Below are 17,967 nucleotides of genomic sequence, written 5' to 3'. Positions count from 1 at the left end.
TTTCTTATGCCTGTTGCTGGCGGTGCCAGCGGATATGCACGTCGTGCTCGCTCTGATCCCGTGGGAGGAGGAAGGTGGCGTAGATCACCTCGAACTCGTCCTGATGATCCAGCAAGCCGACCCAGACCTCGGCCCAACGTGCCATGTCCACCGGCTCGCCGAGTTCGGTCGACCAGTCGGCATTGGGCAGGGTTGCCTCCACCGCGCCACGTTGCTCGAACTCGAGGGTGATGTCGACGATTTGTTCGGGTGCCAGCATGTCGGCGGCCTGCTCCAGAAACTGATCATAGGCCCACTCGACCAGCTGATCCGGGCTACGTTGTTCCATGAAATCACTCCAGATACGTCCAGGTTCGCCACTTTAACAAGTATTGGGATGGGCAGCCAGCCCGGGGGCGGTGACGCCGTGCTGTCAAATGGCGGGATCAGGGGATAAGGTTAACAGAGCCGCCAGCAGGGGCGGCGTGACGGGGCGGCCTGGCAAGATGAAGCGACGACAGTACAGAAGGCAGATCAAGCGGCGGCGCGAAACCTGGTGGTGGCACTATCTGCCCCTTCATCGGGAAACCGTCGGCGGCCATCTGGGGCCCGCCTCTGATCCGCAGGATGGCGCTACTCTGTGCCGTGGACCCGGTTCAGGGTGACTTGCCCGAGTTGACCCATCTGACGACGGATCCAGGCCGAGCGCTGTTGCACATAGGGTGAGGGGGGCTTGACCCGATAACGCCAGGGATTGGGCAGGGCGGCGGCGAGCAGGGAGGCCTCGTAGCGGGTGAGGCGTATCGCCGGTTTGCCGAAGTAGTGCCTGGCGGCCGCCTCGGCGCCATAGATGCCGGGTCCGAACTCCACGATGTTGAGATACACCTCGAGAATGCGGGACTTGTCCCAGCCCAGCTCCATCAACAGGGTGAACCAGGCCTCTATCCCCTTGCGCAGGAAGCTGCGATCGCTCCACATGAAGAGGTTCTTGGCGGTCTGCTGGCTGAGGGTGCTGGCACCGCGCACCCGCCCGCTTTGCTGGTTGTGCCTGAGGGCCGAGCTGATGGCGTCCATGTCAAAACCGTGATGTTCGGCAAAGCGCTGATCCTCGGCGGCGATCACCGCCAGTTGCAGCTCCCGGGAAATCTGCTCAAGCGGCACCCAGTCGTGCTTCACCTCGGCCATCTTGGCAGGGGGAAACAGGGCGCGTTCGAGGCGCCAGGTCCACATGGGAGGGTCGATGAAGCGCAGCAGCGCGACCGAGACGATGGTGCTCGCAAAGGCGGCCAGCAGCAGCTTGCCGAGCCAGCCCAGCAGTCGCCGTCTGCGCGAAGGCCTCACGGGCTCGGGCCCGCCGTCCCAGTCATAGTGGCCAGGATCATCGGGATCCGGAATTATTGGGGCAGCCATTCGATGTGGCAGAACTTCTCGTCGACGCGGCGGGAGAGCAGCATGCGGGCAAACAGGTGCTCGTACTCTTCTTGTTCGTTGCCAAGGCCGACCCAGATCTCGGCATAGTCGGCGTCGCTCACCTCAAATCCCACGTCGGCCGCCCAGTCGTCGGCGGGATCGGTCTCCGCCAGCAGGCCGCGGTCGTTGAACTCCTGATTGAAGCGGACGATCTCCTGCTCGGGCAGGTTGTCGGAGGCCAGCTCCATGAAGAGTTCGAGGGCGGTGTCGAGCAGTTCCTCGACCCTGTGCATTTCGTCATTCAAAGACATAAAAGCCGTGTTCCAGATAAGGGGGGAGGGAAAGTCCGTCGGCAGCGCCTCGGGGTGCGCGGTATTCTAGCTGGCCCTGATGCCCTTGGCGAGATGCCGGGACGCCAGGCATTAAAAAACCGGATCCTGGGAAAGGATCCGGTCTTCATTGGGGGAAGGGGTCGCGCATGGTGCGTCAGCTCATCCCTTCTTCTGGTCGTCGGCGAAGGTGATGTTGAGCTCCAGCACCGACAATTCGTCACTCTTCTGATCAAGCTGGACGGTGATCTTGTCCGGGTCGATCTGCACGTATTTGCGGATCACGTCGAGGATGTCCTGCTTGAGCTGGGGCAGGTAATCCGGCCCCCCTCTGGATGAACGCTCGTGAGCCACGATGATCTGCAACCGCTCTTTGGCCAGTTGTGCGGTGTTCTGTTTCTTGTTGGAACGAAAATAATCCAATAATGACATGCTTAACTCCCGAACAGTCGGCTAAAGAAGCCTTTCTTCTCTTCTTCCAGAAAACGGAAATCCTTGGTGTCACCCAAGAGGCGGGCGACGGCGTCCTCGTAGGCCTGACCGGCATCGGACTCCTTGTCCAGAATGACCGGCTCGCCGGAGTTGGAGGCGCGCAGCACCGCCTGGGACTCCGGGATCACCCCGAGCAGTTTGATGGCCAGGATCTCCTGTACGTCCTGCACGCTCAGCATGTCGCCGCGGTTGACGCGGGTCGGGCAGTAGCGGGTCAGCAGCAGGTGCTCCTTGATGGGATCCTCACCGCGCTCGGCACGGCGGGACTTGGAGGCCAGGATACCGAGGATGCGATCCGAGTCACGCACGGAAGAGACTTCCGGGTTGGTGGTGACGATGGCCTCGTCGGCGAAATAGAGCGCCATCAGGGCGCCGGATTCGATACCAGCGGGGGAGTCGCAGACGATGTAGTCAAACTGCATCTCCGCCAGCTGATCCAGGATCTTCTCCACCCCTTCACGGGTCAGGGCATCCTTGTCCCGGGTCTGGGAGGCGGGCAGGATGAACAGGTTTTCGCAACGCTTGTCCTTGATGAGGGCCTGGTTGAGGTTGGCTTCCCCGTTGATGACGTTGACGAAGTCATAGACCACGCGCCGCTCGCAACCCATGATGAGGTCCAGGTTTCTCAGACCAATGTCAAAATCGATGACCACGGTCTTGTGGCCACGCTGGGCCAGACCGGTGCTCAGTGCCGCGCTGGTTGTCGTCTTGCCAACGCCACCCTTGCCCGATGTAACGACTATGATTCGCGCCATTCTCGCTTCCTTGTAACTCTATTTGATTCGGTCTATACGAAGTTGTTCATTGTCGAGCCGGATATGGACCGGCTCTTGTATCACGCCTGCAGGCAATGCATCGCTGAGCTGGAAGGTGCCCGCGATGGAGAGCAGCTCGGCCTGCAATTGCTGGCAATAAATGCGGGCCTTGGGATTGCCCTTGGCCCCTGCGATGGCTCGGCCACGCAGGGCACCATAAACATGGATGCTGTCATCGGCGATGACTTCGGCGCCAGGGCTCACCGAGCCCAGCACCACCAGCGAGGTGCCGGCTGCATAGATCTGCTGACCGGAGCGCACCGGGCCCACGTGGACCTTGCTTGCCTCCACGGGCGCTGGCACCGGGGGAACCGGTGCGGCCTCCACTGGCTTGGGCTCAGGTGCTGGCGGCGTCGGCTCAGGTTCTGCCTTGCGGCTCTTGCCTGACACCATGACGGCGAGGCCTGCCGCCTTGGCGGCAGTCTTCATCGCCTCGTCCCGCGCCCCCGTGATCCCGACCAGCACGAAGTCTTCCGACTCGACCAGCTCCCTGAGCTGTTCGAAATCGGGGATCGCCTCGAGGCGTTCCACATTGAGGACGAGGGGGGCACAATTAAAAAACTGGGGGGCCTGCGCGACCTTGGCCTCCAGCAGTTGTCGGATCCGGGCCGGATTGCCATCGCTGAGATGCAACACAGAAATAGTGAAGGTGGTCCCTTTCAATTCGTTATCGCGTTCAACCATGAATCTTCCCCGAACCGAGACGGTAATACGTTATTGTTATTCAATTCCTGATGTTATAGTTTGCCACCACCAGAGGCAATAAACCCGTCGGATTATATCAATTTCCATGTTGTGTGCAGTCTATAAAAGTCGCAAAAAAGCCGAGACCTATCTCTTTATTGAACGAAGAGAGGACTTTTCCCGTGTTCCCGAGGTGCTGATGAGTACCTTCGGGCGTCCCGAACTGGTCCTGATGACCAAGCTGGACCCGGCCAAGCCCCTGGGGCTGGCCTCCACGGAGCGGGTGATGGCCGCCCTGAAGAGCCAGGGCTTTTATCTGCAGGTGCCACCGCCACCGGAAAACTTGCTGGAGCAGCACAAGGCGCAATTAAAGGGTGCACGATGAGGGCTGGGCGGCTGGCACTGCTGTTGTCAGGCGCCCTGTCGGGATCGCCGGTGCAGGCCGGCCCCGATTTTGACCAGTACGTGGCGAGCCTCAAAGAGCAGGCGCTGGCGGCGGGCATGTTGCCCGAGACGGTGAGTGCGGCCTTTGCGGATGTACATCTTGTCGATGCTGCCATCAGGCACGACAAAAATCAGCCGGAATTCAAACTGACCCTGGACACATATATTCCCCGGGCGGTGCCGGAATGGAAAGTCAAGCAAGCCCAAACCTTATATCGCCAGCATTTGCCGCTGCTTACAAAAATAGGCCGGGAATATGGGGTTCAACCCCGCTTTATTGTTGCCTTGTGGGGAATTGAAACCAATTTCGGCAAAATAACCGGCCATTATCCCCTTATCTCTTCTCTCTCGACCCTGGCCTGGGACGGTCGCCGTGAAGCCTTCTTTAAAGGCGAGTTGTTCGATGCCCTGCGCATTCTGGAGCAGGGACATGTGAACCCCGCCAACTTCAAGGGATCCTGGGCGGGGGCCATGGGACAGGTGCAGTTCATGCCCTCGTCATTCCTGCGATACGCGGTGGATCAGGACGGGGACGGCAAGAAGGATCTCTGGGGCAATCTCGCGGATGTATTTGGATCGGCTGCCAATTATCTGAGCCAGAACGGCTGGCGTGAAGACCAGACCTGGGGACGGCGGGTGAGGGTGCCAGAACGCCTGGACCCCGCCTTGCTGGGGCTTGATACCCGCAAGTCCCTGGCGACCTGGCAGGCCCTCGGGGTTCGCCAGCAGGACGGCTCACCTCTGCCTGCGGTCGACATGCAGGCCTCCCTCATCCGCCCCGACGATATTCACGGGCGAAGCTACCTTGCCTATGACAATTACCGGGTACTGCGTCACTGGAATCGCTCCCCCTATTTCGTGGTGGCCGTCGGCACCCTGGCCGATCGCATCGTGAAATAGCTCTCCCCCGTTCTCCTGTCACGGCGAACGGGTGGAGGTGATATGCCCGTCTCTTTTTATCCCTTGTCGGCCTCCCTTTATCCACGAACGCTGCCCTTTAAATCGCGACCAAAAAAAAGCGGGAATATATCCCGCTTTTTTCATGTCATCGCGACTCGGCGTTAGTCGCAGGCGACCTGCATCACCTTGATGGCCAGGCCACCGCGGGAGGTCTCGCGGTACTTGGAGTCCATGTCCTTGCCGGTGATGTACATGGTCTCGATCACCTTGTCCAGCGACACACGCGGCTTGGAGGTGCGACGCAGGGCCATGCGGGAGGCGTTGACCGCCTTCATGGCGGCGATGGCATTGCGCTCGATGCAGGGTACCTGTACCTGGCCGGCCACCGGGTCGCAGGTCAGACCCAGGTTGTGTTCCATGCCGATCTCGGCGGCTTCACAGACGTGCTCGGGGCTGCCGCCCATCAGCTCGGTCAGGCCGGCGGCGGCCATGGAGCAGGAGACGCCCACTTCACCCTGGCAGCCCACTTCGGCGCCGGAGATGGACGCGTTCATCTTGTAGAGCATACCGACGGCGGCAGCGGCCAGATAGAAGCGGGTGTACTCGTCGCGGCCCACCGGCTGGATGAACTTGTCGTAGTAGGCCAGCACGGCCGGGATGATCCCGGCGGCGCCGTTGGTCGGTGCGGTGACGACGCGGCCACCGGCGGCGTTCTCTTCACTCACCGCCAGGGCGAACATGTTGACCCAGTCCACGATGTTCATGGGATCGTTGGAGAGGTTCTCGTTGGTGGTCAGCTGGCGGTAGAGCGGCGCGGCGCGGCGCGGTACGCGCAGCGGGCCGGAGAGGACGCCCTCGGTGCGGCAGCCGCGCTCGATCCCTTCCCGCATGGTGGTCCAGATCTTGCCAAGCTTCTTGTAGATCTCTTCCGGGGTGTTGAAGCACTTCTCGTTTTCCATCATCAGGGCGGAGATGGAGAGACCGCTCTGGCTGCAGTGGGCGATGAGCTCGGCGGCACTCTTGAAGGGATAGCTCACGGACATGTCGCCGCTGTCACCCTTGCCAAAGTTCTCTTCGTCGACGATGAAGCCACCGCCGATGGAGTAGTAGGTCTTGCTGTAGACGGCGTCATCTTCGATGAAGGCAGTCAGCCTCATGCCGTTTTCGTGCAGGGGCAGGGCCTCGTCATGGAAGATCATGGCGCCCTTGGGGAAGCTGACGGTGTGGCAGTGCAGGCCGATGGGCAGACGACCGGTCTGCTCCACGCGGGAGATGAATTCGGGGATGGCGTCGATGTCGACGTTCTCCGGCAGGTTGCCCGCCAGACCCATGATGATGGCGGTATCCGTGTGGTGGCCTTTGCCGGTCCAGGAGAGGGAGCCATAGACATCGACCTGGATCCGGGTGATGTCACGGATCTTGCCGCCAGCACGCAGTTCATCCACGAACTGTTTGGCTGCCTTCATGGGGCCGACAGTGTGGGAAGAGGAGGGGCCAACACCGATTTTGAAGATATCAAAAACGCTGATCATGTAACAATTACCTCAGGGTAGAAGGGGGCGCCATGCCCACTCGCAGAAAAGGGATCCATGGGACGGGTCTGTCGTCACAAAGGCCAGGGAACCGGATAACCACAGTGTAACGGTTCAATGCCTAAAAAAAGTTGAAACAGATCTATTTTTGTTGAATTCGTGGCGCGAGTATAAAATTTATTTTGATTGTTATCCATTTTGTTAAGCGTCAGACAAACGTTTTGCAAAAAAATACCCGGCGATGCCGGGTATTCGAGTGCCATATGCGGCTTTATCACAGCGGCTTAACACTCGGTGATGTTGACGGCAAGGCCGCCCCGTGCGGTCTCCTTGTACTTGGTCTTCATGTCGTTGCCGGTTTCCCACATGGTTCTGATCACCTTGTCCAGCGACACCTTGTGCTCGCCGGTGCCGCGCAGGGCGAGGCGGGCGGCATTGATCGCCTTGACTGCGCCCATGGCGTTGCGCTCGATGCAGGGCACCTGCACCAGGCCACCGACGGGATCGCAGGTCAGCCCGAGATTGTGCTCCATGCCGATCTCGGCGGCGTTCTCGACAATGGCGGGGCTGGCGCCCAGTAGCTCGGCCAGGGCACCAGCGGCCATGGAGCAGGCCACGCCGACCTCGCCCTGACAGCCCACCTCGGCCCCCGAGAGGGAGGCATTCTTCTTGTAGAGGATGCCAATGGCGGCGGCAGTGAGGAAGTACTGCATCAGCAGCTCGTCATCCACCTTGCGCACGAAGCGATCGTAATAGTGCAACACCGCGGGGATGATGCCCGCTGCGCCGTTGGTCGGCGCCGTCACCACCCGGCCTCCGGCGGCGTTCTCCTCGTTGACGGCCAGCGCAAAGAGATCCACCCACTCCATCACCATCAGCGGATCCTTGTTGAAATTGGTCTCGCCACAGAGCTGGCGATAGAGGGCGGGAGCCCGGCGCTTGACCTTGAGACCGCCTGGCAGCACCCCCTCGCTCTTGCAGCCACGCTCCACACACCCCTGCATCGCCTGCCAGATCTTGCGAAGCCCGGCCTTGATCTCCGCTTCCGAGCGAAACACCTTCTCGTTGGCCAGCATCAGCCCCGAGATGGAGAGGCCGCTCTCCTGGCACTGGGCCAGCAGTTCGGCGCCGCTCTCGAAGGGATAGGGGATGGGGTGGGCGGCATCGAAGCGGGCCGCCTCTTCCCGGGCGTTGGCGAAGTGACTCTCCTCGATGATGAAACCGCCCCCGATGGAGTAGTAGGTCTGCTCGAACACAAGGGTGTCACCCTCATAGGCGCGCAATGTCATGCCGTTGGAGTGGGCGGGAAGGGTCTTGCGCCGGTTGAAGAGGATGGCGCCGATGCGGGGAAATTCGCTGGGTTGCTCACCGCCCAGGCAGAGGGTCTGGGTCTGCTCTACCTGGGCGAGGAAGGCGGGAATGGCCTCGATGTCCACGGATTCGGGTTCAAATCCGGCCAGTCCCAGGATGATGGCCTTGCCGGTGCCGTGCCCCTTGCCGGTCTGGCCCAGTGAGCCGTAGCACTCGACGACAACGCGTCCGGTACGGGAGAGGAGTGCGTTCGCTTTGAGGGTCTGGATGAAGGCGCAGGCGGCCCGCATCGGTCCCACGGTATGGGAGGAGGAGGGGCCTATCCCGATGGAAAACATGTCGAAGACACTGATCATGACGTACTCCAATTATGGATTTCGTCTAAACATTGTAAATTTTTTGTAGTCGTTGAAAAGGGGGGAGATAGCGGGGTGTGATGGCGGTAGGGAAATGGGCGCGGGAGAGACGCGCCATGGGGGAGCCGCTCGGCATCCCATGGCGCCCGTGATACATCAGTCGAGGAACTCGCACAGATAGGCGGAGGCGATCTTCACTTCCAGCTTGAAGGAGGAGTGACCGGCCACGTCGAAGGATTCCCCCTGCTGGTAGGTGTGCCACTCATCTTCGTCGGCCAGCTGGATGGTGAGGGCGCCCTTGATCACCGTCATGCGCTCCGGGGCGGCGGTATTGAACAGGTACTCGCCCGCTTCCATCACACCAACGGTAGCTTTCTCGCCTTTTTGCTCGAAACCGATGGATTTAACATTTCCGTCAAAATACTCGTTAACTTTCAGCATCTTTTCTTCCCTGTATGCACGTTTGCAGAGCCAACGTAGCACACTGTTTTGGATGTTGTCATGGTAAAAGGAGCAAAAACAGCCGTGTCTCTTTTGAGGCTTTACTTTCTCATAAAGTTATCAATGCATTTCGTTAACGGATTCTAATGTAAAACGGGGCGCAAATATGAGATAAAGCGCACCGCCAGAGCAATGGAGAGGATTTGACGCTCTGGGTGGTCATTTACGCTGTAAAAGTGTGAGTAATTGCTAAATAAAGGAACATTCTGTGTTAACAAAAGGATTAATCAAAAGCATCGGCTTCCAGGTAGTGGTGGCCATGGTGCTGGGCGCGCTGGTCGGGGCGCTCATGGGAGAGCAAGCCACGGTGTTTGCGCCGCTCGGCACCCTGTTTATCCAGCTGATCAAGATGCTGGTGATCCCGCTGGTAGCGGTGGCCATCCTGTCCGGGGCCGCCAACCTGGGGGCCAGTCCCGCTGCTGGCAAGATTGGCGTCACCACGCTCGCCTTCTTCCTCGTCACCTCCGCACTGGCGGTGTTCCTGGCGTTGGTGATGGGTCAGGTGTTCAAACCCGGTGTGGGTGTTGACTTTGGCGCCACCGCGGCCATGTTCTCCGGCGACTACGCCGACAAGGGGGCACTGCCCGATGCAGTGGCCACCCTGCTTGGCATGATCCCGACCAACGTGTTCAGCGCCTTGAACGAGGCCAACATCCTGCAGATCCTGGTGTTCTGCATGTTCCTCGGCATCGCCCTGGCCAAGCAGCCCCGCGAGCGCGCCAAGCCGCTGGTGGACGGGCTCAACACCTTGGTGGACGCCTTCGTCTGGATGATCAACAAGGTGATGCTGATCGCCCCCATCGGCGTCTTCGGCCTGATGGCCGACGCCATCGGCACCTACGGCTTCGACGTGCTGACCCTAGTGCTCAAGCTGTTCGTCGTCTATATCGCCGCCATCCTCATCTTCGGCTTCGTGGTCTATCCGCTGCTGATCGCGTTCTTCTCCAACACGCCGGTACGCAAGTACTTCTCCGCGATGAAGAAACCGCAGATCGTGGCCTTCTCCACCGCCTCTTCCATGGCGACCCTGCCGGTCAACATGGAGACCTGCGAGCGCGATCTGAAGGTGACCAACGCCACCGCGTCCTTCGTGCTGCCGCTGGGCGCCACCATCAACATGAGCGGCAACGCCATCTATTACGGCCTGGTCGCCATCTTCTTCGCCCAGGTCTATAACATCGATCTTTCCATGGGGGCCTGGGCGGCGATCATCGTCACCTCCACCCTGGGTGCCATCGGTCAGGCCGGTGTGCCGGGCCCGAGCTTCCTGGTGGTTGCCGTGCTGCTGGCGGCCGGGATTCCCATCGAGGGTCTGCCGCTGCTGTTCGCGCTGGATCGTCTGTTCGACATGATCCGGACCGCGCTGAACATCACCGGCGATGCGGCCTGTGCCATCATCGTCGATCGCTACAGCCCGGATTACGATCCGAACCGCTGGAGCAAGGAGGCCTGATATCGGTCGTCCACGATGCATGACAAGAGGGAGGCTTCAAGCCTCCCTCTTTCATTTGTGTCTATTTGCTGGCGGTGTTCCCCGCTCGCCTCGCCCGTCTGCGTGCCTCAGGGGGAGAGGTGTGCCAGGGCCTGGCGGCAGCGCTGTTCGGCCGCCTCCAGCTCCAGCAGGACCATCTGGATATCTTCCAGCTGCTGCTGCAGGGTCTCCCGCTTGTCGGCCACCAGCCCCAGCATGGTCTGCAACTGGGAGCGGCTGCTCTTGTCCGCATCGTAGAGGTCGAACAGCTCCCGGATCTCTGCGAGGCTGAAGCCCAGACGCTTGCCACGCAGGGTCAGCTTGAGCCGCACCCTGTCCTGACGGCTGTAGATCCTGTGCTGTCCCTGGCGGGTCGGGTTGAGCAGGCCCTGATCCTCGTAGAAGCGGATGCTGCGGGTGGTCACATCGAACTCGCGAGCCAGTTCGCTGATGCTGAAGGTGCGGGTGTCGTCCCTGGATTTGGTCATGGGGCTGTCTTGGCTGCCATCTGGTTGTCAATGCAGGCTGGCACCTTACCCAAACGTCAACTTCCTCGCAAGTCTTGTTCCCGTCGCGGTCGCGGCATATGTTATCCCGATGTAACAAGGAGAGTGCTATCGATGGATATCGTGATTGTGGCGGCCAAACGTACCCCCATGGGGGCCTTCCAGGGGGCCCTGAGCGCGCTCGGTGCCCCCGAGCTTGGCGCCTGCGCCATCCGCGCCGCGCTGGCGCAGGCCGGGATGACGGGGGGGCAGGTCAATGAGGTCTATATGGGCAACGTGCTGAGCGCAGGGGTCGGCCAGGCGCCAGCCCGTCAGGCGGCGCTCAAGGGTGGGCTGCCGGACAGCGTGCCCTGTACCACCATCAACAAGGTGTGCGGCTCCGGCATGAAGGCGGTGATGCTGGCGGCGGACAGCCTGCGCCTGGGGGAGGCCGAGGTCGTGGTGGCGGGGGGCATGGAGAGCATGAGCCGCGCCCCCTATCTGCTGGACAAGGCGCGCAGCGGTTTTCGCATGGGGCACCAGAGCGTGCTCGATCACATGTTCCTGGACGGCTTGCAGGATGCCTACGAAGGCCATCTGATGGGTCATTACGCCCAGTTGAGTGCTGATCGCAGCGGACTGACCCGGGCCGACATGGATGCCTTTGCCATCGCCTCCCTGGAGCGGGCGTTGACGGCGCAGCGCAGCGGTGCATTTGCCGCGGAACTGGCTCCCGTCATGACCGCTGACCACACCCTGCTGCTGGCCGAGGATGAGCAACCGGGCAAGGCCAGGCCCGACAAGATCCGCGGCCTCAAGCCGGCCTTCAGCAAGCACGGCACCATCACGGCGGCCAATGCAAGTTCCATCTCGGACGGGGCGGCAGCCCTGGTAGTGATGCGGGGCGAGAGCGCTGCCCGGCTCGGATTGCCGGTGCTGGCCAGGGTAGTGGGTTACCAGAGTCACGCCGCCTTGCCGGCGGAGTTTACCAGTGCCCCCGTCGGCGCCATCGACAAGTTGCTGGCACGGGTGGGCTGGTCGGTGGAGGAGGTGGACCTGTTCGAGGTGAACGAGGCATTCGCCATGGTGAGCATGCTGGCGATGGCCGGGTGCGGCATCCCCCATCACAAGTTGAACGTGAACGGCGGGGCCTGTGCGCTGGGGCACCCTCTTGGCGCCAGTGGCGCCCGCATCCTGGTGACCCTGATCCATGCCCTGCGTGCCCGCGGGCTCAGACGAGGGGTGGCGAGCCTGTGCATCGGGGGAGGGGAGGCAACGGCCATCGCCATCGAGGCAGGCTGAATGCGTGGGTGAGATTGCTGCGGGTTGATGAAATGACAACGTCCCTTCAAGAGGGACGTTGTCATTTCTGGCGGGAGTGGACCGGTTGCGCTTCCATGGCCTGAAGCTGCTGGTTGACCCAGGCGGTGGCGCTCAGATAGAGGTGGCTGACTTTCTCTTCGTTGAGGCCGAGCCGGACGGTGTTGGCGGCGACCCGCTGCCAGTCGGCTTTCTCGAAATCTTCACAGAACGCGAGGTAGAACCCGAGCTTGCCCTTGCGGGTGAGCAGGGCGGCACGAATGTCATCGGTCAGGGGAATGGAGCCGAGCAGCTGATCCAGCGGTTCTCCCATGAGCACGTCCAGCAGGGAGAAGAGGCCGGTGACAAAGGCTTGCTGTGCCTGCTCTGCGGGCGCATGGGTCTGGGCCAGCAGTTCGCAGAACCGGGCTCTGATGAGGGACATCTGGTGGAGTTCGGCGCTCTTTTCACTTCCCGCACTGGTGGCGGCGATCAGGGCGACGAAGCGCTTGAGCTGGGCGTGCCCCAGGGAGCTTGCGGCCTGGCGAAACGAGGCGATGGGTTGTGGGAAGCGCTTGAGGTGGTTGATGTAGCGCAGCAGCTTGAGAGAGAGGGTGAGATCCTGATTGAGCAGTTGCTCAATCTTGTCCAGATCCGGTTCGGTCTGATTGACCACCTCGAGCAGCTGCATCACCACTAGTTGGGCCGGCGGTATGGTGGGCTGTTGCACCATCTGGGGGCGGCTGAAGAAAAATCCCTGGAACAGGGTGACGCCGAGCTGCTTCATCCGCTCGAACTCGGCCTGATCCTCGACTTTCTCGGCCAGATAGGTGAGGGGCAGGTGGCGATGATTCGCCATGAAGTGCTCGATGCAGGGTTGCGGCGTGCTGCGCAGGTCGAACTTGATGATATGGATGTAGGGGAGGAACCTGTCCCAGTCTGAGACCATGGTGAAGTCATCCAGCGCCAACCGATAGCCCAGCCCATAGAGCTGGATCACTTTCTCCAGCAGCGCATCGTCGGGCTCGGCATCCTCCAGGATCTCGATCACCACCTTGTCACGGGGGAGGCACTCGGCCAATCCGTCCAGCAACAGGGAGTGGGGGAAATTGATGTAGCAGGGGTGATCTCCGATGAGCTGATCGATGTTCTGCTGCAAGAACTGCTCGGCAACCAGCCTGGAAGTGGCCTGCTGTGCGGAGACGGAGGGAAATACATTGTCCAGGCTGTCGCGAAACAGCAGCTCATAGGCTTGGGTGTTCAACTCCCGATCCAGAATGGGCTGCCTTGCTACATAGGAATACATGCATCTCTCCACCATGGTTACAGGCTTGATTCTATGGTGAAGCGGATCACTATGCCAGTGCCGACCGGTCGGGAAGGTCAACAACTGGCATACTATTTGTCAGGAAACCCGGGGTGTCAGAACAGGTAGTTGAGCTGCAGGCCGGCGAGCCAGGCATCCCCTTCCGAGGTGCCATTGAAAGTGGAGGTGGTCTGGGGGATGCCGGGCCTGAGCTGCATGGTTTCGCTCACGTCCACCTTCTTGCCGTCGATCAGGGTCAGCCCCAGATCCAGCGAGAGGTGACGGTCAATCTGGTAGCCCACGCCAGCGCTGTACCAGACCCGATCCGAGTCGGGGATGGAGATGGTGCGGCGATCCGCCGGGACCGGGCTGCGGTCGTAGGCGATACCGGAGCGCAGTTGCCACTGGGGGGCCAGCTGGTAGGTCATCCCCAGGGCATAGCGCCAACTGTCTTCCCAGTGCTCCTCCTTGATGTGCATGGTGCCGTGGTGGTCGAGCTCGGATTCGAGCTGCACGAACTTGCTCCAGTTGGTCCAGTTGATGCTCGAATGCAGCGCCAGGGCCGGGGTGAGCTGATGGAACAGAGCCAGCTCGGCGGTGGCGGGCAGGGGCAGATCCAGGCTGCCGGTATCGGTGAAGGGCTGGCCCCTTTGATCGATGCCGATGGCGTCACCGGAGAGGGTCAGGGTCACGTCGTGGCGATAGGAGAGACCGACGCGGGTTGCCTGCGACAACACAAGCAGGGTGCCCAGGTTCCAGCCCATGGCCCAGCCATCCCCTTTCAGGTGCTTGGCTATCTGGTTGTTGGAGGGGAAAGTGCCGCCCACTTCCCCTTCCCCCTGAATGGCGGAGAGACCGGCCCCGACGGACCAGATGCGGTTGATGCGATAGGCCAGGGAGGCCCCCAGATCCACTGTCTTGATGTCGGAGACGTTGCCGAAGTGACCGGCGTTGTAGTTGTCCGGCATCTTGACCCCGAGTCCGTAATAGGAGGTGGCGGCAAGTCCGAGGCGCCATTGCTCGCTGAGGGGCACGATGAGATAGGCGTTGGGCACCCAGGCGTCACCCGCAATGTCGTGGGCTCCGGCATCCAGACTGACCGGCCCCAGGGTGGTAGGCACCCGGGTGGTGCCCTCGATGTTGACGTCGGGGTGCACGTGGATGACGCCGCCGGAGAAGGCCAGGGTATCGAACCGGGTCATGGCGGCGGCGTTGCGGGAGAGCACGCTGGCATTGTCGGCGATGGCGGCTTCACCCGCGAAGGCACGCCCCATGCCGGTGGCGGATTGCTCCGCGAGCTGGAAGCCGGCAGCCTGTACCTGGCTCGACAGCAGCAAGAGGGCTATGAGGGAGGGGTTGAACGTCGGATGCATGGTCTTTCCTCGGGATGAACTGGGTGTTCATTCTGTTATTCGGTTGGGGCCGGGATTTTATATGGTATGACCAGCAAGGCAACGGGGAGAGGGGAACGTGCGGCAAAACGGGATTAAATGCTGAAAGAAATACCCATAACAGCTTGATAAAAAAAGAAAAGAGTACAGTTGTTTACTACAGCTGTGCGCTCAATTGGCGAAATTGGATAAAAAAAGAGCGCCCTGGGGCGCTCTCGATGATGACGTGAAAATCAGAATTTCATGTTGAACTGGGCGGAAGCCAGCAGGGCGTTGCCATGGGAGGTGCCCTTCCAGCGCAGCGCATCGCTGTGGTTGCGCAGGCCTTCGTTCACGTCCACTTCCTTGCCGTCCAGATAGGCCATGCCGAAGTCGAGGCTCATGTCCGGGTTGATGTGGTAGGTGGCACCGGCGCTGTACCAGATACGGTCGGAGTCAGGAATGCTCAGGCTGCGGTATTCCGGCTCGATGGGGCTGTTGTCGTAGGCGAAGCCGATACGGGCTTCCCAGGACGGGTTGACGTACCAGGTACCGCCCAGGGCGTAACGGGCAGAGTCCTTGAACTTCTCGTCTTTTTGCAGGCAGACACCGCCGGCGCAGTTGCTGCTGGTGGCCTTGAGCTCCTGGAAGGCGCTCCAGTCGGTCCAGTTCACGGAGTAGTGGACAGCGAATTGCTGGTTCAGGCGGTGGTAGCCTGCGAATTCGGCCTGGGCCGGCAGATCCAGTTTCAGGTTGCCATCGACGACGCGGTTACCGGAGGTGGCACCCTGGAAGTCGCCGTCAAAGCTCAAGTCCACCTGGGAGCGGTAGGTCAGGGCGAGACGGTTGTTGTCGTTGATCTCGTACAGGGTGCCGACGTTCCAGCCAAAGCCCCAGGTGTCGCCCTTCAGGTGAGCCAGACGGGTATCGGAGTTGGCACCTGGAATGGCAGCGGAGAGCGCACCGGCATAACGGTTCAGCTCGGCGGCGGCGTAGACGGCATTGATGCCGGCACCGACGCTGAAGCTGGAGTTGATGCGATAGGCGATGTTGGGGTTGATGTTGAAGGTCAGCAGCTCGGTGTCACCGGCGCCAGCACCGGCCGCGAAGGTCTTGGAATATTCGGTGGAGAGGCCGTAGTTGGAGAAGAGGCCGATCCCCCAGGCCCACTGATCGTTCAGGGGCTGGATGAAGTAGGTGGCCGGCACGAAGGCATCGGGGGCGATGTCGCTCTCGCTGGACGGAGCCAGCTTGGTGGAGCCGGCATAGATGTCGCCAGCCACGTCCACGTCGGGCTTGATATAGGTGCCGGATACAGACAGTGCCATCTTGTCGAAGGTGGTCATGGCCGCCGGGTTGCGGGACAGCACGGCCGCGTTGTCGGCGATGGCTGCTTCACCTGCGTAGGCGCGCCCCAGACCGGAGGCCGAGTGCTCGTTCAGCTGGAACGCGGCGGCGAAGGTCTGGGTGCTGGCCAGGGTCACGGCCGCAGCGATCAGGCTTTTCTTGAAAAAGGCAGTTGTCATAGTGTTCTCTCTTTGTAAGCAGATTTTCTGTCGACATCGCGGCTCTTTGGCGGCTATTGACGACATGATCTGTTGTTATGTCAGCTTCTTCCCATTCATTGCTGGCGTGATTCTATGGATCTGGTAGGAGGTAAGAAATCAGACCAGTGACAGCAGAATACATAAAAGTTTCCATTGTGTTAATCATTTGTTCCAACTTGCCGTTTTATTAGGCTGATTTATCTATTATTGGATAAATAAAGCACAAGTGGTGCCATTTGAGTCATTTAAAATTAATGGTAGAAATGTGACTTCGCGCGGGCAATGGGCGGGAACATGCGGGGATGTGGGGATGAACAGGCAGACAATGAGGATGTCTGCCTGTGATGTGGCTGAGGCGGAGGACGAGTCAGCTTGGGTCAAGGTCTGTTAAATGGACCAGTGCAGGCGTGACTCAAGCTGGCGGGCAACCGGGGCGAGGGGCTCCTGCATGTCTCCGATGAGCACCATGTTGGCCCCCTTGAGCGGCAGTATCTCCCCCTTGAGGGTCCCGTCTGCAAAATCGGACTGGATCGTCAGTGGCAGATGCTTGGGGACGAGGAACAGGGTGACCGGTCCCATTTTGCCCTGGAGCACCATGTGCAGGGCCGGTCCCTGGTAGAAGGCGCAGTGGTTGACATAGGTTACCTTCATGCCCGGCATCTCGCTCAGGGTGGCACCATATTTCTCCATTTTTGCGTTGATGGTGTGCAGGCTGACCCGCTCATCCACCGCATGAATGAAGGGCTCTTCCCCATAAACGTGGGACATGGCGACTTGAGCCAGCGACAGGGTGTCCGGTGCCACAGGCCAGCTGATCCAGCGGGTGCTCATGCCGAGCAGGAAGGCGACCGAGGCCGCGATGACCAGAGCGCGCCATTGCGTGCGTGCAGGAGTGACGGGTAGCGAGACCACCTGCTCCTCTTCGGCTGCCATCGCCTGCCTGAGCAGGATCCGCTCCGCAAGACCGGCTGGTACGTCCACTTCCAGGGTGCTGCGCACCTGGCGCTCGAGCTGCTGCATCTCGTCCAGATGCTTGCGATTGGCCGGTGACGCCTCGGCGGCTTTCAGGAAGGCGGGATCCCTGTCCGAGGGGTGAGTGATGGCCCGGCGGCGAAATTCAAGCTCATCCATTGGTGTGTCCTCTCTGTTGTTTCGCAGACTCCATGGCCTCTTTTATCTGGTTGCGGGCGCGAAACAGCCTTGTCATGACGGTGTTCTTGTTCAGGCCGAGTTGCTCGGCGATCTCCTCCCCGCTGAATCCCCCCAGTACCTGCAGCAGCAGCGGCTCCTGATACTCGGCAGGCAGGCGGGCGATGTGGCGCCTGAGCCATTCGTGCTCCATCTCCTGCTCGCTTGGCAGGACACCCTGATCCCGCAGGGGGTGCTCGTCGAGGTCGACGAGATCGAACTGCTTTCGCTCAAAGCGGCGGGCATTCTCCCGCCGCAATATGGTGATGAGCCACGCCTTAGCAGCCTTGTCGTCCAGCAGGGTATCTATCGCCTTCCAGGCGCGCAGGAAAGTCTCCTGCACCAGATCCTCGGCGATTTGCGGATCCCGGCACAGCCAGTAGGCGTAGCGGTAGATGTCTCCGTGCAGGGCGTGCACCAGGGCTTCGTACTTGGTTTGTTTGTCTGCCATCTCCCCATAGACCGGAGAAGCGCAGGGAGCCTTTCCCGTGTCGGCCCTTTTTCTTCTGAAAAAACCTAACGCCATAAAGGGGTGTCCTGTTTCATGA

The 17,967-nt window shown here is 60.8% G+C and carries 19 protein-coding genes; 4 read left to right on the top strand and 15 right to left on the bottom strand.

The features are described from left to right. Nucleotides 1–4: 4 nt before the first annotated feature. The 6 genes from ACPW74_RS09850 to minC all read right to left on the bottom strand — a co-directional run bounded on the left by ACPW74_RS09850 (nucleotide 5) and on the right by minC (nucleotide 3,709). The gene (locus ACPW74_RS09850) at nucleotides 5–328 is read right to left on the bottom strand and encodes an HI1450 family dsDNA-mimic protein (protein ID WP_010674643.1); all 324 of its coding nucleotides are present in this window, start codon (nucleotides 326–328) and stop codon (nucleotides 5–7) included. Nucleotides 329–612: 284 nt separating this feature from the next. Beyond that, nucleotides 613–1,320 (bottom strand): monofunctional biosynthetic peptidoglycan transglycosylase, encoded by a 708-nt coding sequence (mtgA, locus tag ACPW74_RS09845; protein ID WP_029314490.1) that lies wholly within the window; start codon nucleotides 1,318–1,320, stop codon nucleotides 613–615. Nucleotides 1,321–1,373: 53 nt separating this feature from the next. Then, on the bottom strand, nucleotides 1,374–1,700 hold the full coding sequence (locus tag ACPW74_RS09840) for an HI1450 family dsDNA-mimic protein (RefSeq protein WP_425859064.1): 327 nt from the start codon (nucleotides 1,698–1,700) through the stop codon (nucleotides 1,374–1,376). Between the two features lie 180 nt (nucleotides 1,701–1,880). Next, nucleotides 1,881–2,150, bottom strand: a complete 270-nt coding sequence (minE, locus tag ACPW74_RS09835) for a cell division topological specificity factor MinE (protein ID WP_010674646.1) — start codon at nucleotides 2,148–2,150, stop codon at nucleotides 1,881–1,883. Nucleotides 2,151–2,152: 2 nt separating this feature from the next. Further along, complete coding sequence (minD, locus tag ACPW74_RS09830; protein ID WP_010674647.1) at nucleotides 2,153–2,965, bottom strand: septum site-determining protein MinD; 813 nt, start codon at nucleotides 2,963–2,965, stop codon at nucleotides 2,153–2,155. 18 nt (nucleotides 2,966–2,983) lie between these two features. After that, the gene (gene minC, locus ACPW74_RS09825; RefSeq protein ID WP_029314493.1) at nucleotides 2,984–3,709 is read right to left on the bottom strand and encodes a septum site-determining protein MinC; all 726 of its coding nucleotides are present in this window, start codon (nucleotides 3,707–3,709) and stop codon (nucleotides 2,984–2,986) included. A gap of 106 nt (nucleotides 3,710–3,815) precedes the next feature. Here minC and ACPW74_RS09820 point away from each other — a divergent pair, with 106 nt between their 5' ends. Next, a complete protein-coding gene (locus ACPW74_RS09820) occupies nucleotides 3,816–4,094 on the top strand; it encodes a YcgL domain-containing protein (protein ID WP_029314494.1) in 279 nt (92 codons plus the stop codon). After that, complete coding sequence (locus ACPW74_RS09815) at nucleotides 4,091–5,053, top strand: lytic murein transglycosylase (RefSeq protein ID WP_010674650.1); 963 nt, start codon at nucleotides 4,091–4,093, stop codon at nucleotides 5,051–5,053. Before ACPW74_RS09820 ends, ACPW74_RS09815 begins: the two co-directional genes overlap by 4 nt. A gap of 161 nt (nucleotides 5,054–5,214) precedes the next feature. On the opposite strand, the gene ACPW74_RS09810 is transcribed toward ACPW74_RS09815, so the two are convergent. From ACPW74_RS09810 to ACPW74_RS09800, 3 genes are all read right to left on the bottom strand, one after another. Further along, nucleotides 5,215–6,585 carry an L-serine ammonia-lyase gene (locus ACPW74_RS09810; protein WP_039039104.1) on the bottom strand — a complete coding sequence of 457 codons (1,371 nt, stop codon included), beginning with the start codon at nucleotides 6,583–6,585 and terminating at the stop codon, nucleotides 5,215–5,217. A 284-nt stretch (nucleotides 6,586–6,869) separates the two neighbouring features. Further along, the gene (locus tag ACPW74_RS09805) at nucleotides 6,870–8,252 is read right to left on the bottom strand and encodes an L-serine ammonia-lyase (protein WP_010674652.1); all 1,383 of its coding nucleotides are present in this window, start codon (nucleotides 8,250–8,252) and stop codon (nucleotides 6,870–6,872) included. A 156-nt stretch (nucleotides 8,253–8,408) separates the two neighbouring features. After that, entirely contained in the window at nucleotides 8,409–8,693 is a 285-nt protein-coding gene (locus ACPW74_RS09800) for a pyrimidine/purine nucleoside phosphorylase (RefSeq protein ID WP_010674653.1), read from the bottom strand. A gap of 268 nt (nucleotides 8,694–8,961) precedes the next feature. Here ACPW74_RS09800 and ACPW74_RS09795 point away from each other — a divergent pair, with 268 nt between their 5' ends. Then, entirely contained in the window at nucleotides 8,962–10,206 is a 1,245-nt protein-coding gene (locus ACPW74_RS09795; protein WP_029314496.1) for a dicarboxylate/amino acid:cation symporter, read from the top strand. Between the two features lie 107 nt (nucleotides 10,207–10,313). Here ACPW74_RS09795 and ACPW74_RS09790 read toward each other — a convergent pair whose 3' ends face one another. Then, a complete protein-coding gene (locus tag ACPW74_RS09790) occupies nucleotides 10,314–10,712 on the bottom strand; it encodes a MerR family transcriptional regulator (protein WP_010674655.1) in 399 nt (132 codons plus the stop codon). Between the two features lie 132 nt (nucleotides 10,713–10,844). On the opposite strand from ACPW74_RS09790, the gene ACPW74_RS09785 reads away from it, so the two are divergent. After that, on the top strand, nucleotides 10,845–12,011 hold the full coding sequence (locus ACPW74_RS09785; protein WP_010674656.1) for a thiolase family protein: 1,167 nt from the start codon (nucleotides 10,845–10,847) through the stop codon (nucleotides 12,009–12,011). A gap of 61 nt (nucleotides 12,012–12,072) precedes the next feature. On the opposite strand, the gene ACPW74_RS09780 is transcribed toward ACPW74_RS09785, so the two are convergent. From ACPW74_RS09780 to ACPW74_RS09760, 5 genes are all read right to left on the bottom strand, one after another. Beyond that, a complete protein-coding gene (locus ACPW74_RS09780) occupies nucleotides 12,073–13,314 on the bottom strand; it encodes an EAL and HDOD domain-containing protein (RefSeq protein WP_010674657.1) in 1,242 nt (413 codons plus the stop codon). Nucleotides 13,315–13,430: 116 nt separating this feature from the next. Beyond that, a complete protein-coding gene (locus ACPW74_RS09775) occupies nucleotides 13,431–14,687 on the bottom strand; it encodes an outer membrane protein transport protein (protein WP_425859058.1) in 1,257 nt (418 codons plus the stop codon). Nucleotides 14,688–14,938: 251 nt separating this feature from the next. Further along, the gene (locus ACPW74_RS09770) at nucleotides 14,939–16,210 is read right to left on the bottom strand and encodes an outer membrane protein transport protein (RefSeq protein ID WP_045524818.1); all 1,272 of its coding nucleotides are present in this window, start codon (nucleotides 16,208–16,210) and stop codon (nucleotides 14,939–14,941) included. A 408-nt stretch (nucleotides 16,211–16,618) separates the two neighbouring features. Next, entirely contained in the window at nucleotides 16,619–17,362 is a 744-nt protein-coding gene (locus ACPW74_RS09765) for a DUF3379 domain-containing protein (RefSeq protein ID WP_270821255.1), read from the bottom strand. Next, nucleotides 17,355–17,945 (bottom strand): sigma-70 family RNA polymerase sigma factor, encoded by a 591-nt coding sequence (locus ACPW74_RS09760; RefSeq protein WP_270821254.1) that lies wholly within the window; start codon nucleotides 17,943–17,945, stop codon nucleotides 17,355–17,357. The genes ACPW74_RS09765 and ACPW74_RS09760 overlap by 8 nt, the downstream gene beginning before the upstream one ends. Nucleotides 17,946–17,967: the final 22 nt, after the last annotated feature.

It is taken from the genome of Aeromonas sp. INTO2 (genome assembly GCF_049860605.1).
Taxonomy (GTDB): Bacteria; Pseudomonadota; Gammaproteobacteria; order Enterobacterales; family Aeromonadaceae; genus Aeromonas; species Aeromonas caviae.
This window is presented reverse-complemented; position numbering and strand designations above follow the sequence as displayed.